Annotated in this window: 14 protein-coding genes and 1 riboswitch; of the genes, 11 read left to right on the top strand and 3 right to left on the bottom strand. The window is 36.0% G+C overall.

Features of this window, described 5'->3' with window-relative positions; genetic code table 11:
- Positions 1-100: 100 nt before the first annotated feature.
- From OOL03_RS02540 to lepA, 9 genes are all read left to right on the top strand, one after another.
- A complete protein-coding gene (locus tag OOL03_RS02540; protein ID WP_264707573.1) occupies positions 101-1,042 on the top strand; it encodes a hypothetical protein in 942 nt (313 codons plus the stop codon).
- A 60-nt stretch (positions 1,043-1,102) separates the two neighbouring features.
- Positions 1,103-1,810 carry an outer membrane protein assembly factor BamD gene (locus tag OOL03_RS02535; RefSeq protein WP_253303695.1) on the top strand — a complete coding sequence of 236 codons (708 nt, stop codon included), beginning with the start codon at positions 1,103-1,105 and terminating at the stop codon, positions 1,808-1,810.
- A 59-nt stretch (positions 1,811-1,869) separates the two neighbouring features.
- Complete coding sequence (locus OOL03_RS02530; protein ID WP_038248082.1) at positions 1,870-2,610, top strand: YebC/PmpR family DNA-binding transcriptional regulator; 741 nt, start codon at positions 1,870-1,872, stop codon at positions 2,608-2,610.
- On the top strand, positions 2,607-3,788 hold the full coding sequence (locus OOL03_RS02520) for a peptidoglycan DD-metalloendopeptidase family protein (RefSeq protein WP_410540989.1): 1,182 nt from the start codon (positions 2,607-2,609) through the stop codon (positions 3,786-3,788). The genes OOL03_RS02530 and OOL03_RS02520 overlap by 4 nt, the downstream gene beginning before the upstream one ends.
- 7 nt (positions 3,789-3,795) lie before the next feature.
- Positions 3,796-4,641 (top strand): SPFH domain-containing protein, encoded by an 846-nt coding sequence (locus tag OOL03_RS02515; RefSeq protein WP_264707663.1) that lies wholly within the window; start codon positions 3,796-3,798, stop codon positions 4,639-4,641.
- A gap of 76 nt (positions 4,642-4,717) precedes the next feature.
- Positions 4,718-4,820, top strand: a riboswitch (TPP riboswitch).
- The gene (locus OOL03_RS02510; RefSeq protein ID WP_264707571.1) at positions 4,809-5,084 is read left to right on the top strand and encodes a SemiSWEET family sugar transporter; all 276 of its coding nucleotides are present in this window, start codon (positions 4,809-4,811) and stop codon (positions 5,082-5,084) included. (Overlaps the previous riboswitch by 12 nt.)
- Positions 5,065-5,721: a thiamine diphosphokinase gene (locus OOL03_RS02505; protein WP_264707570.1), complete on the top strand. Its 657-nt coding sequence runs from the start codon at positions 5,065-5,067 to the stop codon at positions 5,719-5,721. Before OOL03_RS02510 ends, OOL03_RS02505 begins: the two co-directional genes overlap by 20 nt.
- Before the next feature lie 1,051 nt (positions 5,722-6,772).
- The gene (locus tag OOL03_RS02500; RefSeq protein ID WP_264707569.1) at positions 6,773-8,176 is read left to right on the top strand and encodes a malonyl-CoA decarboxylase; all 1,404 of its coding nucleotides are present in this window, start codon (positions 6,773-6,775) and stop codon (positions 8,174-8,176) included.
- Between the two features lie 80 nt (positions 8,177-8,256).
- Positions 8,257-10,053: a translation elongation factor 4 gene (gene lepA, locus OOL03_RS02495; RefSeq protein ID WP_264339418.1), complete on the top strand. Its 1,797-nt coding sequence runs from the start codon at positions 8,257-8,259 to the stop codon at positions 10,051-10,053.
- 653 nt (positions 10,054-10,706) lie between these two features.
- Here lepA and OOL03_RS02490 read toward each other — a convergent pair.
- Complete coding sequence (locus OOL03_RS02490) at positions 10,707-11,663, bottom strand: IS5 family transposase (RefSeq protein ID WP_253303449.1); 957 nt, start codon at positions 11,661-11,663, stop codon at positions 10,707-10,709.
- A gap of 359 nt (positions 11,664-12,022) precedes the next feature.
- On the opposite strand from OOL03_RS02490, the gene OOL03_RS02485 reads away from it, so the two are divergent.
- Positions 12,023-12,304 carry a TrbC/VirB2 family protein gene (locus OOL03_RS02485; RefSeq protein WP_264707568.1) on the top strand — a complete coding sequence of 94 codons (282 nt, stop codon included), beginning with the start codon at positions 12,023-12,025 and terminating at the stop codon, positions 12,302-12,304.
- Positions 12,305-12,363: 59 nt separating this feature from the next.
- Positions 12,364-13,223, top strand: a protein-coding gene (locus tag OOL03_RS02480) for an IS630 family transposase (protein ID WP_264707019.1) whose coding sequence is annotated in 2 segments (ribosomal slippage) — positions 12,364-12,688 and positions 12,688-13,223 — 861 coding nt in all. Because the reading frame shifts where the segments join, the coding sequence is not laid out codon by codon here.
- A 101-nt stretch (positions 13,224-13,324) separates the two neighbouring features.
- Here OOL03_RS02480 and OOL03_RS02475 read toward each other — a convergent pair.
- Together OOL03_RS02475 and OOL03_RS02470 are read right to left on the bottom strand one after the other, a co-directional pair.
- Positions 13,325-14,323 (bottom strand): pyruvate dehydrogenase complex E1 component subunit beta, encoded by a 999-nt coding sequence (locus OOL03_RS02475; protein WP_012673123.1) that lies wholly within the window; start codon positions 14,321-14,323, stop codon positions 13,325-13,327.
- Positions 14,324-14,537: 214 nt separating this feature from the next.
- A complete protein-coding gene (locus tag OOL03_RS02470; RefSeq protein WP_264707567.1) occupies positions 14,538-15,641 on the bottom strand; it encodes an ATP-binding protein in 1,104 nt (367 codons plus the stop codon).
- Positions 15,642-15,817: the final 176 nt, after the last annotated feature.

Below are 15,817 nucleotides of genomic sequence, written 5' to 3'. Positions count from 1 at the left end.
AATAGTTAATAGACAAGAGTAGTTAATATCTTAGTGATATTGACTCAGAAAGCAAAAAGGTGTATAATTATATTAACTTACAACTAATTAGGTTAATATTATGAAAATACCTAGTGGTAAATTTTCTTCTACTAAAAAGGTTCCAGGAAAGAATAAGAAAAAAAGAGATTTTGAACCATTAGAAGAGTTTTTTTGGGATTTTTGGCCAACAGTTGATAAAGAAGTCAAAAGAGAAAGGCTAGAACAAGAACTATTAGCACTAAAAAAAAGAGAGCTATATAGAAAATGTGCATCATTGGCAACAATGTTCCCATTTACATTGCTGATGGCGATTGAACTGGAAAAAACATATAGCGATCAGGTATTACTTGGCGTGATAAGTGGCGCGCTAAGCCACACTATATTACCTTTTACAGTCTTATCTCTTATTTGTACGCTATATTTAATTTACAATAATAGGAAGATAGCACAAAAAGAACGAGAGTTGGAGATTATTGAAAATGGAGAGGAAGTAAAGGAAAAAGAGCACAATATTTCTGATATAGGTCAGTGTTTGATCTATATTGAGGCTATAACAACTGCACTGGTTATTGTAGGTATGATAATGGGTGAAACATCTTCACTTGAAGCAGCAGAGGATGCAATTTTATTTCTTGCCAATGCAATTGCTTTTCTTGCAACTCTTGTTTCTTATATTGATAAGCATGAAAAAAATAAGAAAAAGGAAACAGAAAAGTCTGATCTTGATGAGAAATCTAGCAAGAAAACTAGCAATATATCTGTAGCCGGATTGGCGCTTGCTGGTTCTTCTGTATTTTTAATAAGAAGGATAATGTTAATAGCATTAGCATCGTCCTTAAATCCTGCTGTTGGACCTACTTTAGGCTTGATAGGTATTGCAATTTTTATGGCTGTACAGGTCTTAACTATACATTCCTACAGTAAGACGCTGAAAGATCCAAAAGTGGAAGGACGAGGTGAATCAAGAAATGCAGGTAGTTCTGACCGTAGTTATAAAGAAGAAGGACCGGCTATTGCCTAAGAAATTTATTTATTTAAGTAATATTTAGGTCTATACTTTATTTTGATCGAAAAAAATCTTATGTATAAGACTTTAATCACGTGCTTTATTTTCCTAATTTGCTCCTTTACACAATCGTATGCGGATGATCTTGAAAAAACTGAAACTGAACTATATGAAGAAGCAGTTGAACTTTTTGACCAGAAAAAATATAAACAAGCTATTAGGGCATTTCATAAGATAGAGGATTTGTATCCTTTTTCTTATTGGGCAATGAAAGCAAAATTATTATCTGGGGTCTCTCACTATAATATGGGTAACTATAGCAGTGCTGCAAGTGATATGGATGATTATATATATGTTTATTCAAATGGTGAAGATTTACCATATGTATACTACTTAAGAGTATTATCTTATTACATGCAAATTAATAAAGTGCAACTTGGACAGCAAACTGCATATAAAACTTTAGAGCTAGCCACTGAGTACATTAATCTCTTTCCAGGCAGCGAATATGTAGACGAGATAAAGGAAAGAGCAAAATTAATCACAGAACATATATCAACAAAAGAGTATTCTATCGGTAAATTTTACCTGAGGCGTGGTGAATATTTAGCAGCAATTAAGCGTTTCCAGAATATGGCAAGCTATAAGGATTCTAAATATTTTTCTAAGTCTATTAACTATTTAATAGCAGCCCATTCAGCTATTGGCCTTGACTTAGAAGCTGAGCAGTATGAAAGTATGTTATTAGCAGAAAACCTGCAAGATGCCAAGCCGGAGGCTTGAAAATTTGCTTTAGCTTTTTCTATGCTTTGATATATAATTAGGTTTTTAACTATTTGAATATGGCTGGTCATTCACAATTTTCAAATATAAAACATCGGAAAGGCGCTCAGGATGCAAAGCGCTCTCAAAAATTTACGAAGATGATTAGAGAAATAACAGTTGCTGCAAAGCAAGGGCTGCCCGATCCCGAACTCAACCCGCGCCTTCGCTCTGCTATATTTGCTGCACGCAAGGAAAATCTACCAAAAGATAAAATAGAAACAGCAATAAAAAATGCAACTGGTAACGTTGCTGGAGAAAATTACGAGGAAATACAATATGAAGGTCATGGGCCTTCTGGCACTGCACTCATTGTCCATGCCTTGACTAATAACCGCAACCGTACTGCTTCTGAGGTACGTTATATCTTTTCTCGTAAAGGTGGAAATTTAGGAGAAACAGGAAGTGTTAGTTACCTTTTCGATCATGTAGGCTTAATCGTCTATAAAGCAGAGGGTGTGAATTTTGATGATTTATTCAGTCATGGAATCGAATTAGAAGTATTGAATGTTGAGGAAAATGACAAAGAAGGATTACACGTTATAACTTGTGAAATAAAAGATTTTGGTAAAGTACGCGATGCCTTTTATGCAAAATTCGGAGAACCAGAACTTGCTCGTCTTTCACGGCAGCCAAAAGATCTGATTGAAATTAGCGATAAAGAGTTGATTGATAAATTATCTGCATTGGTTGAAGAGCTGGAAGATAATGATGATGTACAGTATGTGGAAGGTAATTTTACTTTTGTTGATAAGCTATGAGGCTGGTAATATTTGTATTGCTTTGTATTTTACCAGCATATGCTACTGAAACATCAACAGATCTTGCAGTGCTGTTCCAGTGTGTAGGGTGTCATCCCAGTGCCCAGACACTGGGATCCAGAAAAATTCAAGCACACTATGCAGCATTGTCAGTCAAAGAGCTGGATTCCAGTGTCAAGCACTGGAATGACACCACCCGCAAATTGCAATGTTCGTACAGTTGTGTGCCTAGACACTGGGATCCAGAAAATTCAATTACAAATGAACACATCAAGCGATTGTATAATAAAAACTGGATTCCAGCGTCAAGCGCTGGAATGACAGGAGAGGATTTTGAGGTGACAGAAAGCAACCATGATAGAAGGTTATTATTCATATCCAGTACCATAAAATCTTCCTTTTTTGCCACGGGAATTGAGCAAGGGTTGGCGCCAAATACAGTGGTGAAATTGATCAACATATATAAAGATTTCGGTGTTGATTTTAAAAAAGACATTGTGCCGAAGAGTAAATTGGAGGTTCTTTTTGAGAGATTGCCTAATAATCAGAAGACTGAAGAAAAAATTTTATATGCTTCACTGACAATAAACAAGAAAGCTATTAGTTTATATCATTATAAATCGCAAGACGGCAAAGAAAGGTATTTTAATAAAGAAGGAATAAGCTTAAAAAATGGCGAAATTTTTGCAAATCCTTTAAATGGAGATTATCGCATATCCTCAAAATTTGGCAATAGAAAGCATCCTGTTCGCGGTAAAATTGCTTTTCACAAAGGAGTGGATTATGCAGCTAAACTTGGCACTCCCATATACGCTGCTGCAGAGGGTGTGATAGAATATATAGGAAAGAATGGTGGCTATGGAAATTACATCAAAATAAAACACAAAAATGAATATTCAACCTGTTATGCGCATATAAGTAGATTTAGTGGCGATATAAAGTTAGGCTCTAAAGTAAAGCAGGGGAAGGTCATCGCCTATGTTGGTAGCACTGGTGTTGCAACAGGCCCTCATTTACATTACGAAGTTATATATAACGGCAAACACATCGATCCGCTTACGATAGCGCATAAAACTGAAGTAAAATTGCCTGATCATGAATTAAGAGAGTTTAAACTATTTGTAAATAAGATAAATAAAACGATCAACAGAGAGAGTTCAAGTGAAAAAGAAGTTTAAAGACAATATGGATAAGAATACGATAAACGATAGAAATTTGAGTCAAATTCGGGCTTTTCCTGTACTAATAGCGCTAGGATTAATTTTATCGCTGCTTTTTTTGGCATATGACAGCACAATTGCACTTGGAGTTGCTGCCGTTTCAATTTTGACTTTTCTTCAAGGATTTTTTATTAATGACCCTAATGAAGCAAGAGTGATAGAATTTTTTGGTCATTATATTGGAACTTATTTTAAGTCTGGAATATGTGTAACGCTTCCCTTTTCAAGCAAATATATAGTTTCCCTAAAATTTCAGAATATTAACACAGAAAAAATAAAAGTTAATGATGCAAATGGAAGTCCAATAGAGATTTCTGCAGTAATTGTTTGGAGAGTGAGCAGTCCTGCAAAGGCGTATTATAATGTTAACAACTATCACGAATTTGTTTTTGTACAAAGTGACTCGGTAATTAGAGAATTGGCGAGCAATTATCCGTATGATAGCGAAAGCGATGAGGAATCTTTACGTAAAAATTCTGATAAAATTTCAGATGAATTGCGGTCAATGTTACAACAAAGATTAGATATTGCAGGAATTGAGATTACAGAAGCAAGAATATCGCATTTGGCGTATTCGTCCGAGATTGCACAAGCAATGTTAAGGCGTCAACAAGCACATGCTATCACTTCGGCAAGAAGGCATATAGTGCAAAATGCAATAGGAATTGTCGAGGAAGTAATAGCTCATTTTGAAAAAAACAAAAGCTTACAATTAGATGGCAAGCAAAAGGTTCAATTGATAAATAATTTGTTGGTTGCCCTAATCTCTGAGCAAGATGCACAACCGACGATTAGTTTAGATAATAATTAGCATAGAAGCCGATTGGGTTTCATAAATGCAAGTCAGTATTAATTTCTTGATTAATAGACTAAATGATGTTATAAATTACACGCATTAGGGGTGCTCTAGAAAAGCTGAGAGTACATAAAGTACAACCCTTTGAACCTGATATTGTTAAAGCAAGCGTAGGAAAATGTATGTATATAAATATTGAAGAATGCTTCGGCTTCATTGCGTTAATTGCATCTCTAATTGGATTATCACCTCAAGTATATAAAGCATATATCACTAAAGTTACTCGTGATGTATCGATGTTAATGTTAGTAAACTATCTTATTTGTTTATTGTCTTGGATTGGCTATGGTCTTTACCAGAGCTCAATTTTTGTGGTGCTTAGCAATATTGCTGGATTAGTGATTAGCATAATATCAATTATTCAAAAATGTTACTACGATGCAAAACCTGCACCATGATCATGTGCTGCACTGCAGTACACAACAACAATATCGTTCTATTGTAGTGCTAAATGGAAAAATACCGAGCTCATCGTTTTTTAAACGAGATATACCCATTATTGCTGTAGATGGAGGAGCAAACAAGCTTCTATCAATTGGCGTAAAACCTGATCTTGTAGTAGGAGATTTGGATAGCGTAAATCTGGATTTACGTGCTAATTTGAATACGATATATCTACCTGATCAAGATTATTGCGACTTTTCTAAAGCAATGGCTCACTTAAAAACAGTAAAGTTATTGCCATCAATAGTAACGGGTATTACTGGAGGAGCAATTGATCACATACTACAGAATATTAACATTTTTCTAAGTACGGGCAGTATCTTTTACACACCTTCACCTCCCATGGTAGGTTGCACTTTACAAAAAGGTATTACCCATTTTTTTTCTTTGCCAAAAAGTACTAAAATATCTTTACTTGGTATACCGAGAGCTCAAATATCAACTAAAGGATTAAAATGGGAACTGCACCTTAGTAATCTTGCTTTTCCGGGAAAAAATTTTTGCTTTAATCGAAGTTTAGGCAATAAGGTATCCGTAGAAGTACACAGTGGTATATGTCTAGCAATGATTTATTTAGAAGACAGTAGATGATGCTGCAAGACATCATGTGCGTCAAGTTAAGAAGTAAATAGACTTCTTGCATAACCCAAACTAAGTAGAAAAAAGGTATCATCCAAGTAGCTGACACTGGTTCCTTTATGACGTGTCATTCCAGTTTCAGCTACTTGAATGACAGCAGTCCTACGTCATACTGCCGCGGTATCTCTTAGCCGCTAACAAGCAGCGGGATGACGAATTGCTTAACCGTCATACCGCCACGAACCGTCATACCGCCGCAGACCGTCATACCGCGATTCATTCGCGGTATCTCTAGATCCCGCTAACAAGTAGCGGGATGACGGTTGTCGTTTAGCTATAAACATTAAGAAATTTACTAAGCGAAAAAAAAGGCAAAAGAAGCCCCGTGGTGGTTGGCTATTTACCATGTACTAAAATATCGGCGTTTTTTTTATTCTAAAACGCTTGATTAAGAGCGATTTAGCTGCTTTTAACTTGCAACTAACCTACACCGCAAGTGTTTAAGAAATTTACCAAGCAGGAAAAAAGGCAAAGAAACCCCATAGTAGCTAGCATTCAAATTCTCCCTTGTCAATTTGACGTTTTTTGCTGTCTTAAACGCTTTGTAAGCGCGTTTCGGCTTATATAGGTAAAAACCCAGAAATTTTTAAAGACATGCGATGCACGTAGTGCGAAAAATTAAACATGAGACGCCAAATACCCTAAGTTTTTTGTCATTAACCTGCACAGATTGCGAAGATAAATAAATAGCTTCAGTTTCATGATAAGTGGGCTGGCGGAGTTTGTCAAGCAAGTTTTTTCGTTTCTACTGAATGACAGTTGTGGCTTGGGAGGTAGTGCAAGAAGTCTATTGTATTACTGAATTATTAATAATCTAGTAATAGTGCCTGCTATGTAGCTAAAATTTTCCTTTAACTTAAGCTATATGTAGCTAAAATAACTTGGGTTTACCGACGATTTGACAAACGACAAATTCGTCATCCCGCTACTTGTTAGCGGGATCTAGAGATATCGCAGCGGTATGACCCTGACTTGCATTAGCTATGTATAATAAAGGGAATCTATGACAAAAGAATCATTGGTAAAAACTGATATAGTGAAAGTTGAAGACAAAAAGGCGGTAAGAAGCTTTTTTAAAATACTAGGTGGAGTGGCAGATGCTGTAAGATCGTGGATTGGTAACATCAGTCCTGATTTAAGCAACAGTCGCGATATCGATAGTTTAGTCTTGAAGATGAACGAGTGCTTAAATCCAAAGGGAGGGGAGGTTTCAGCACGTAAAAACGCTGTATCTCTTGGTAACTTGTACTTAAGCTTATCAGAGAAAGGTAAAATAAAATTTCTACAAACCCTGGCAGAAAAATTTAATCCGAATAAAGCGGAAATAGATGAGAAAATTAGAGAGTATAAGAAAAACCAAGATCCCGAGTTAAACTATAAATTTGAACAGGATTTAATAAAAATTCTTGAATCACCGCGTTCTAAAATATTAAAGCAATTTATTTCTTTACCAGAAGGCCTTAAGTTTATTGTTGATATGCGTTCTGACGTGCTTAAGCTAAAGAACCAATATAGAAGCTTGAATCCACTAGAAAGCGAATTAAAAAATATACTCTATACTTGGGTTGATGTTGATCTACTTGATCTTCGTCAAATCACCTGGGATTCACCTGCATCATTGCTAGAAAAACTTATAAAATATGAAGCTGTGCATAAAATTTCCTCTTGGGGCGACCTAAAAAACAGACTAGATTCTGATCGTCTCTGTTTTGCTTTTTTTCATTACAAGATACCAAACGAACCTCTAATTTTTGTAGAGGTTGCATTGGTGGATAAGATTGCAGATAGTATTCAACACCTTTTAGATGAGTCAGTACCTTCAAATGATCCGAGTAATGCAAGCACTGCTATATTCTATTCAATATCAAACACTCAAGCAGGGTTATCTGGAATCAGCCTTGGTAATTTTTTGATCAAAAGGGTTGTAGAAAAGCTATCACAGGAGTTTAAAAGTATAAAAACATACGCAACTCTTTCTCCAATACCTGGCTTTACGAAATGGCTAAAAAACAATCTAAACCAAGATGTCACTTTATTGGGCAAACTAAATATAAAACAATCTAGTGCAGAAATTTTAGAAAGTGCAGAGCAATTAAAAACTAATGTTGAATGTACAAATGAAACTAAACAATGCATGCTTAAACTATGTGCATATTATTTACTAAAAGTGAATAATAGTAATGGGAATGCTTATGATCCGGTGGCGCATTTTCATTTAAGCAATGGTGCGTCGATAAAACAATTAAACTGGATGGCGGATACTTCTGAAAAAGGTATTAGTCAGTCGGCTGGAATGATGGTAAATTATCTGTATGAGTTGCCTAAAATAGATAATAATCATGAAAACTATATGGTTAATAAAGTGATTTCCTGCTCGAAAAAAGTGTCGTCTATGTTGAAGGAGTAAATAGTCTCTTAATAAAGGATTGCCCTCACAACACTTAAAATGTAAAATGGTTTTACTAATTAAGTATAAGTAGGCCATCAATGAACAACATAAGAAATTTTGCAATAATAGCGCATATAGACCACGGTAAGTCAACGCTTGCTGACCGTTTAATAGAGGAATGTAACGGCCTTGAAGCAAGAGAAATGACCAATCAAATACTCGATTCAATGGATATAGAACGCGAACGTGGGATTACAATTAAGGCACAGACGGTAAAACTCAATTATACGGCAAACGACGGTAATCAATATTGCCTAAATCTCATGGACACCCCAGGTCACGTTGACTTTTCTTACGAGGTAAGCCGAAGCTTAGCCGCATGTGAAGGTTCACTTTTAGTGGTAGATAGTAGCCAGGGCGTTGAAGCACAAACCCTTGCAAATGTATATAAAGCTATTGACAACAACCATGAAATAATAGTTGTGCTCAATAAAGTTGATCTTCCTGCTGCAGATCCAGAAGGGGTAAAACTCCAGGTTGAGGAAATAATCGGTATTGATGCAAGTGAGTCAGTTTTAATATCAGCAAAAACTGGACTTGGAATAAAAGATGTACTGGAAGCAATAGTAGCAAAACTTCCAGCTCCTCAAGGTGATGTAAATGCTCCATTGCAAGCAATTTTGGTTGATAGTTGGTATGACACTTACTTAGGAGTAGTAATTTTAGTGCGAGTTAAAAATGGAGTGCTAAAAAAAGGCATGAGAATTGTTATGATGTCTAATAATGCTACATATCAAGTGGACAATATTGGTATTTTCACCCCTAAAAAAGTTATGACGAGTGAGCTTTCAGCGGGTGAAGTTGGTTTTATAACTGCTTCAATGAAGGAAGTAGCAGACTGCAAGGTAGGAGACACTATCACTGAGGAAAAGAGACCTTGTAGTGAAGCACTTCCTGGATTTAAAGAAGTGCATCCTGTGGTATTTTGTAGCATTTTCCCTCACAAAACGGATGATTTTAAATATCTAAGGGAAGCTCTAGAGAAGTTACATTTAAATGATGCAAGTTTTACCTTCGAAGCTGAAACTTCAAATGCACTAGGCTATGGATTTCGTTGTGGTTTTTTGGGAATGTTGCATCTTGAAGTTATTCAAGAAAGGCTCGAGAGAGAATTTGATTTAGACCTAACAGCAACTGCACCGAGTGTTATATATAGGGTTACAACACGAAGTGGTGAAATTTTGAATATTCATAACCCAAGTGATATGCCAGATCCAACGAAAATTGAAATTGTGGAAGAACCATGGATTACCGCAACCATAATGGTCCCTGACCAATACTTGGGAGAGATTCTATCTCTATGTGAAGAAAGGAGGGGAGAACAGGAGGATTTATCTTACATTGGTAACACAACAACAGCATTGTTAAGATATAAATTACCACTGTCTGAAGTTGTTTTTGACTTTTATGATCGATTAAAATCAATTTCCAAAGGATATGCAAGTTTGGATTGGGAAATTTCCAGCTATCTGGTAAGCCAAATAGATAAATTAAGCTTTTTAATTAATGGAGAGCCCGTAGATGCACTGGCTTGTATCGTTCACAAAAGTAGGGCAGAAAAAAGAGGGCGTGAAATATGCGCACGTTTGAAGGATCTAATACCACGTCAGCAATATAAAATCGCGATTCAAGCGGCAGTGGGCGGAAAAATTATTGCCAGAGAAACGATTAACCCATACAGAAAAGATGTAACAGCTAAACTCTATGGTGGAGATGTAACGCGAAGAATGAAACTACTTGAAAAGCAAAAGAAGGGTAAAAAAAGGTTACATTCTATAGGGAACGTAAATATTCCACAGAATGCTTTTATTCAAGCCTTGAAGATAAGTGATTGATCTTAAAAGACTTCTTGTATAGTTTTTGGCAACAACCGTTAGAAACGAAAAAACTTACTTGACAAACTCCGCCAGCCCTCTTATCATGAAACTGAAGCTATTTATTTATCTTCGCAATCTGTGCAGGTTAATGACAAAAAACTTAGGGTATTTGGCGTCTCATGTTTAATTTTTCGCACTACGTGCATCGCATGTCTTTAAAAATTTTTAGGTTTTTACCTATATAAGCCGAAACGCGCTTACAAAGCGTTTAAGACAGCAAAAAACGTCAAATTGACAAGGGAGAATTTGAATGCTAGCTACTACGGGGTTTCTTTGCCTTTTTTCCTGCTTAGTAAATTTCTTAAACACTTGCGGTGTAGGTTAGTTGCAAGTTAAAAGCAGCTAAATCGCTCTTAATCAAGCGTTTTAGAATAAAAAAACGCCGATATTTTAGTACATAGTAAATAGCCAACCACCACGGGGCTTCTTTTGCCTTTTTTTCATTTGGTAAATTTCTTAATGTTTATGGCTAAACGACAACCGTCATCCCGCTACTTGTTAGCGGCTGAGATACCGCGGCGGTATGACGTAGGACTGCTGTCATCCCAGTGCTTGACACTGGGATGGCTTTGTTGCATCGCTTTTCGGATAGTAGGTAACGTACAATAAATTCATGAAGCTATCTCAAACTTAGCCATGCCTATTTCAGTAAATTTGTTAAGCAAATAACACTTGAGTAGCAGTTCCTTCTCACGATTAATCTCAGATTTGCTCCTAAAACTAAACCCAAATATTCGCTTCAACCTTGAGAAAAATCCTTCAATATACGATCTTTTTCCGTAATTTACTTCTTCTTTCCATCTTTTTATACCATTCTCACCATGTAATTTCATTAACTGAATAGCGGCATTTCTATCAAGCATATAATCCAATTTTGGATGCTCTGCTGCGTTGTTTTTCGGAGGAATTTTCGTTTTTATACCATATTGATTACACAGCTTATAGAGCTTTTCTCTGTCATATGCCCTATCTGCATATAGTACTTTTATGACATACTGAAAATCGACTTCTTTTAGCAAATCACAAGCTCCATAGTGATCAGAGTAGACACCGTTACTGTATTTTACAGCTATGGCTTTTTTGCTGTTTGTATTCAACATTACATGCAATTTTCTTGTCTGTTCATAGCTGCGATACTTTCTATCTTCGCTATTTTCTTTGCTATGACCAGGAGTGTTGTTGTATATACTAATTCCTGTACTGTCTATAGTAATTTCGATATCTTCCATATTATTTTTATCAATTCTGCAATCATTGATCTTAATATTGAGTTTCTTAAACCTTCTTGATGATTGTGAATAGCTGATAACTTGCAAATTTTTCCCAATTTGCTCAAGGTATCCTGCTATAAACCCAACTGTTTGCCTCAGGCCTATTCTAAATAAACAAGTTATTATGTGCACCAAAATTACAACTTTATCGCTATAAATATTGTTGCCACCTGGTATTTTTGGACCATTCTCGTACCACTTTTCTATGGCTTCGTTGATATAATGAAAAATATTTCCTCTTTTTTCTAGAAATTTGTTATATTCGCTATGGTTACTGACCCTCATTTTTTGTGGCATATTTTTTCTTTCAAGGTTAAATGGCTATTTTATAATGAATTTTGTCAGTAGCCACCAGATTTTTTCAGTTGCTATGCAACAAAGCCCACTGGGATCCAGTTGAGCTATTTCAACAAAAATACTGCATTTGAGATGAACGTTTATTCTTACCAGACTTATTTACAAATATAACAATTAAAGTCTGGATTCCAGCGTCAAGCACTGGAATAATATCGTTTACTATGTCTATATTACAATATTTGTGCAGTTGTGTATCAACTACTTTTGTGGCACTGTTTGTTATTCAATCTTTATGCTAGTTTTACTAAAAATTATAGTATTTTAGGTATAATTGCAATATCTAAATTTAAGGTATAGAGATGAACCCTAGGAAAGTTTTTAATATTCTTTTTATAGTATTATTTATTTCTTTTTCTCATGTTGGGAGTGCTGCCGCTGACACTAATACTGATACAACTGCTCAAGTAATATGTAACATTATTGGCTACGTTTGGGGAATAGGCGGACCGCTTATGACCGTAGTGATAATAGGTGCAGCTTTGCTTGCGATATTTGGTAGAATGCCATGGCCAGCTCTTTTTGCACTCGGTATATTTTGTGCTGTATTTTTCGGTGCTAAAACTATCGTCATAAAAGTATAGCTCTTTCGATAAAAGTCCGGATGTGATAGGATAAGGATAGATGATGATAAGGAGGTTGAATGCCAGCAGCATATAGTTATGATTTAAGAAAAAAAGCAATGGAAGCGCTAGACGAAGGAGAAAGCAGAGAAACAGTGGCAGCAAGATTTAAGATTGGACGAACTACTTTATGGGAGTGGCAGCAAAGAAGAAAAGAAACAGGAGACTTTCAATCAAAAAAACTTGGAAATGGGGGTTACAATCACAAAATTACCGACTGGGATACCTTTGCCAAATTTGCCAGAGAACACGGAGGAAAGACTCTATCGGAAATGGCTAAACTTTGGAACAACGTTAGTATCCAAACGATCTATCGAGCCCTTAAAAAAATTGGATTTACGCGCAAAAAAAGACATATGGATACAAGGAAAGAAACGAAGAAAAACGTGCTGAATTTTTGAAAATTATAGCGACAAAAGAACCTAAAAACTTAGTGTATATAGATGAGTCTGGCATTGATAACACCGAAGACTACCCCTACGGATATTGCCAGAAAGGACGGCGGTTTTATGCCTTAAAATCTGGAAAGAAAACTCAACGAATCAGTATGGTTGCAGCCTTAAGTGGAAGAAAGATAGTTGTTCCGTTAACCTTTGAAGGCCACTGTAATATGGATGTTTTTAATGGATGGTTTGAGCAATTTTTGACACCGATCTTGGAACCTGGACAGACTGTCATTCTTGACAATGCTACTTTTCATAAGTCTGATAAGATTATCGAGCTTGCTAAAGGGGTTGGTGCAGAAATTTTGTATCTGCCGCCTTATTCTCCAGATTTCAACAAAATTGAGCATCATTGGTTTGCTATAAAAAACAGAGCCAGGAAAAACATTCCTCTATTCGAATCCTTTCTTCGTGCTGTTGATTCTGCCTTCCTATGACCTGTTTGGACTATTATGAGAAATGCTATAATGGGTGGTATAGGCGGCACTGGAAATACTTCTTTGATGGACCAATGCGGAACAGGAGACACAAAAAAGAACTATTTTTTTCTAAAACAGACCTGATGCACGGCTTCAACTATATCTTCCACTTGCGGTAATGCTTTTTTTTCTAGATTTGCAGCGTAAGGTAAGGGGATGTCCTTGCCAGTTACACGTACAACTGGAGCATCAAGGTAGTCAAATCCTTGTTCCATAACAACGGCTGACAGCTCTGCTCCTATTCCTGCAAATGGCCATCCTTCTTCTACACTAACTAACCTATTAGTCTTCTGAATAGAGTTAATAACAGTTTGAGTGTCAAGTGGTCTTAAGGTTCTGAGGTCAATAACTTCAGCTTCTATACCTTCACTCGAAAGTAAATCTGCTGCATTTAAGGCATCCATTAATTTTAATGAAAAAGCAGTGATAGTTACATCCTTTCCTTCCCGTATAACAGCAGCTTTGCCTATCTCAAGTAGATAATCTTTGTTTGATAGCTCAGAGTCAGAAACTTCATGCTCATGTCCATAAGCTATTTCGTTTTCTAGAAATATTACCGGATTAGGGTCACGAATTGCAGCTTTAAGCAGACCTCTGCAATCTGAGGCAAAATAGGGTGCTATTACTTTTAACCCCGGTATATGCGAATACCAAGCTGCAAAGCATTGAGAATGTTGTGCAGCAACTCTTGCTGCAGCGCCATTTGGTCCACGAAATACTATAGGGCATCCAAGTTGTCCGCCTGACATATAATTTGTTTTTGCTGCGGAATTCACAATTTGGTCAATAGCTTGCATAGAAAAATTAAAAGTCATAAACTCGACTATTGGCTTTAATCCAGCAAATGCCGCTCCAACAGCAAGGCCAGCAAATCCATGTTCGGTAATAGGCGTATCAACTACTCTGTTTTCTCCAAACTCTTTCAGTAATCCTTTCGTTACTTTATAAGCACCATCATACTCTGCAACTTCTTCACCCATGATAAGCACATCAGAGTCGTTTTGCATTTCTTCTCTAATTGCTGTGCATAAAGCTTCTCTTACACTTAAGGTTGCCATTTATAAACTTTTATAGACTTTAACTAAAGTAACTATATCAGAATTACTGGGGGTAAGTAAAGTGTACAAATTAAGTTTTACAAACATCATGACCAACTCATTCCAAAAAAAAATCTTCTCACGCTTGCTGTTTTTTGTTGCTGGAAAATGTATGTTGTTAAATTAATAGCAATTTATTTGGAAATAACAGAAAAATTTATGATAGTTTTATACTCTAAATAGAATAAGATACTTCTGTCTGTGTCTTCACGTTTGAAACTAACCTTATTCTATCTCTTTCTTGTTCTGGACTTAACCTGTGAAGCGCGTAACTGAAATCTTCCTCACTCACTATAAGCCGTCTTTGCGCACCAGCGCTAATTTTTGCTTCATTCACTAATTGCTCTAATTCAGCCCCAGAATAGCCTTCAGTCTTGTCTGCAATGTCTTGGAGGTTTAGCTTTTCATCAGTTTTTGTACCTCGCACTCGCATATAAAGTTCCAATATCCTTTGTCTCACCTCTATGTTTGGATTAGGGACATAAACCTTCTGACCTAAACGTCCAGGTCTAATAAGTGCTGGATCTATACCACCGATAAGGTTAGTTGCACCAATTACTATTATATCTTTTCTGCTCTTAAATCCATCTATTTCAGTTAACAACTGTGTTAAACTCTCTCGACAATGGTAAGCTGAGTTATTAGCGGTACTTCTTTTTTGAGCAACTGCATCTATTTCATCTATAAAGACTATACAAGGAGAATATTTTTTTGCTATTTTAAAAAGCTCGCGTACAGCATGTGCACCATGACCAATATATACTCCAATAAGTTCAGGACCTGAGATGCTTATGAAATTCATATTTGATTCACCTGCAATTGCACGAGCGATAAGTGTTTTACCATTTCCAGGAGGGCCATGTAATATGTAACCTCTTAGTGAATTAATACTTTTATTTCCAAACAGCTTGCGCATTTCTTCTGTCATTTGGTCACAGCAAATCATCTGCAACCGTTGTTTTAAGGAGTCATCAATTATAGCATCAGCAAATGTTATTCTTTTATCATCTGAATCAGCTAATTCTATCGATATAGGCAGCTCTACTTCCTTTAGTTTGCTGAATATTTGATCATATATAAACCAAGCAATAAAAAAGAAAACGACAAGTAACACACAAGGCATAGCTTCACTAACATAATGTGCAGCTAACTCATACCCTTTACTAAGCAACATTGTATGCATATAGGCAAACAAAAAAGCGATAGAGACAATAGTTGCCACGCATAGTAAACAGATTGAAATTCTTTTTAGTAATTCTGAAATTTCAATTTTTTTCATCTTAATACCTTATACCAATTTTAAACTAAGAATAATTTTATCTAGCTTACCTATTTTAGCTTGATTAGAGCGTTCAGAAAAATTATCAAGTACGTACTTTAATTTATTAAATACTAAAAACAATATATCACCATATTGTCACATACATCTTTAAAGTTTACCAAATTCATTTTCAA

Origin of the sequence: Wolbachia endosymbiont (group A) of Acrocera orbiculus, from assembly GCF_947250015.1 — a bacterium.
In the GTDB taxonomy this organism is placed as follows: Bacteria; Pseudomonadota; Alphaproteobacteria; order Rickettsiales; family Anaplasmataceae; genus Wolbachia; species Wolbachia pipientis.
This window is presented reverse-complemented; position numbering and strand designations above follow the sequence as displayed.

What these genes read in the sequence shown, in the direction of transcription:
- lepA (WP_264339418.1), top strand. Translation starts at nt 8,257, where the DNA reads ATGAACAACATAAGAAATTTTGCAATAATAGCGCATATAGACCACGGT.
- OOL03_RS02485 (WP_264707568.1), top strand. Translation starts at nt 12,023, where the DNA reads ATGAACCCTAGGAAAGTTTTTAATATTCTTTTTATAGTATTATTTATT.
- OOL03_RS02505 (WP_264707570.1), top strand. Translation starts at nt 5,065, where the DNA reads ATGCAAAACCTGCACCATGATCATGTGCTGCACTGCAGTACACAACAA.
- OOL03_RS02510 (WP_264707571.1), top strand. Translation starts at nt 4,809, where the DNA reads ATGTATATAAATATTGAAGAATGCTTCGGCTTCATTGCGTTAATTGCA.
- OOL03_RS02500 (WP_264707569.1), top strand. Translation starts at nt 6,773, where the DNA reads ATGACAAAAGAATCATTGGTAAAAACTGATATAGTGAAAGTTGAAGAC.
- OOL03_RS02490 (WP_253303449.1), bottom strand. Translation starts at nt 11,663, where the DNA reads ATGCCACAAAAAATGAGGGTCAGTAACCATAGCGAATATAACAAATTT.
- OOL03_RS02470 (WP_264707567.1), bottom strand. Translation starts at nt 15,641, where the DNA reads ATGAAAAAAATTGAAATTTCAGAATTACTAAAAAGAATTTCAATCTGT.
- OOL03_RS02475 (WP_012673123.1), bottom strand. Translation starts at nt 14,323, where the DNA reads ATGGCAACCTTAAGTGTAAGAGAAGCTTTATGCACAGCAATTAGAGAA.
- OOL03_RS02520 (WP_410540989.1), top strand. Translation starts at nt 2,607, where the DNA reads ATGAGGCTGGTAATATTTGTATTGCTTTGTATTTTACCAGCATATGCT.
- OOL03_RS02535 (WP_253303695.1), top strand. Translation starts at nt 1,103, where the DNA reads ATGTATAAGACTTTAATCACGTGCTTTATTTTCCTAATTTGCTCCTTT.
- OOL03_RS02530 (WP_038248082.1), top strand. Translation starts at nt 1,870, where the DNA reads ATGGCTGGTCATTCACAATTTTCAAATATAAAACATCGGAAAGGCGCT.
- OOL03_RS02515 (WP_264707663.1), top strand. Translation starts at nt 3,796, where the DNA reads ATGGATAAGAATACGATAAACGATAGAAATTTGAGTCAAATTCGGGCT.
- OOL03_RS02540 (WP_264707573.1), top strand. Translation starts at nt 101, where the DNA reads ATGAAAATACCTAGTGGTAAATTTTCTTCTACTAAAAAGGTTCCAGGA.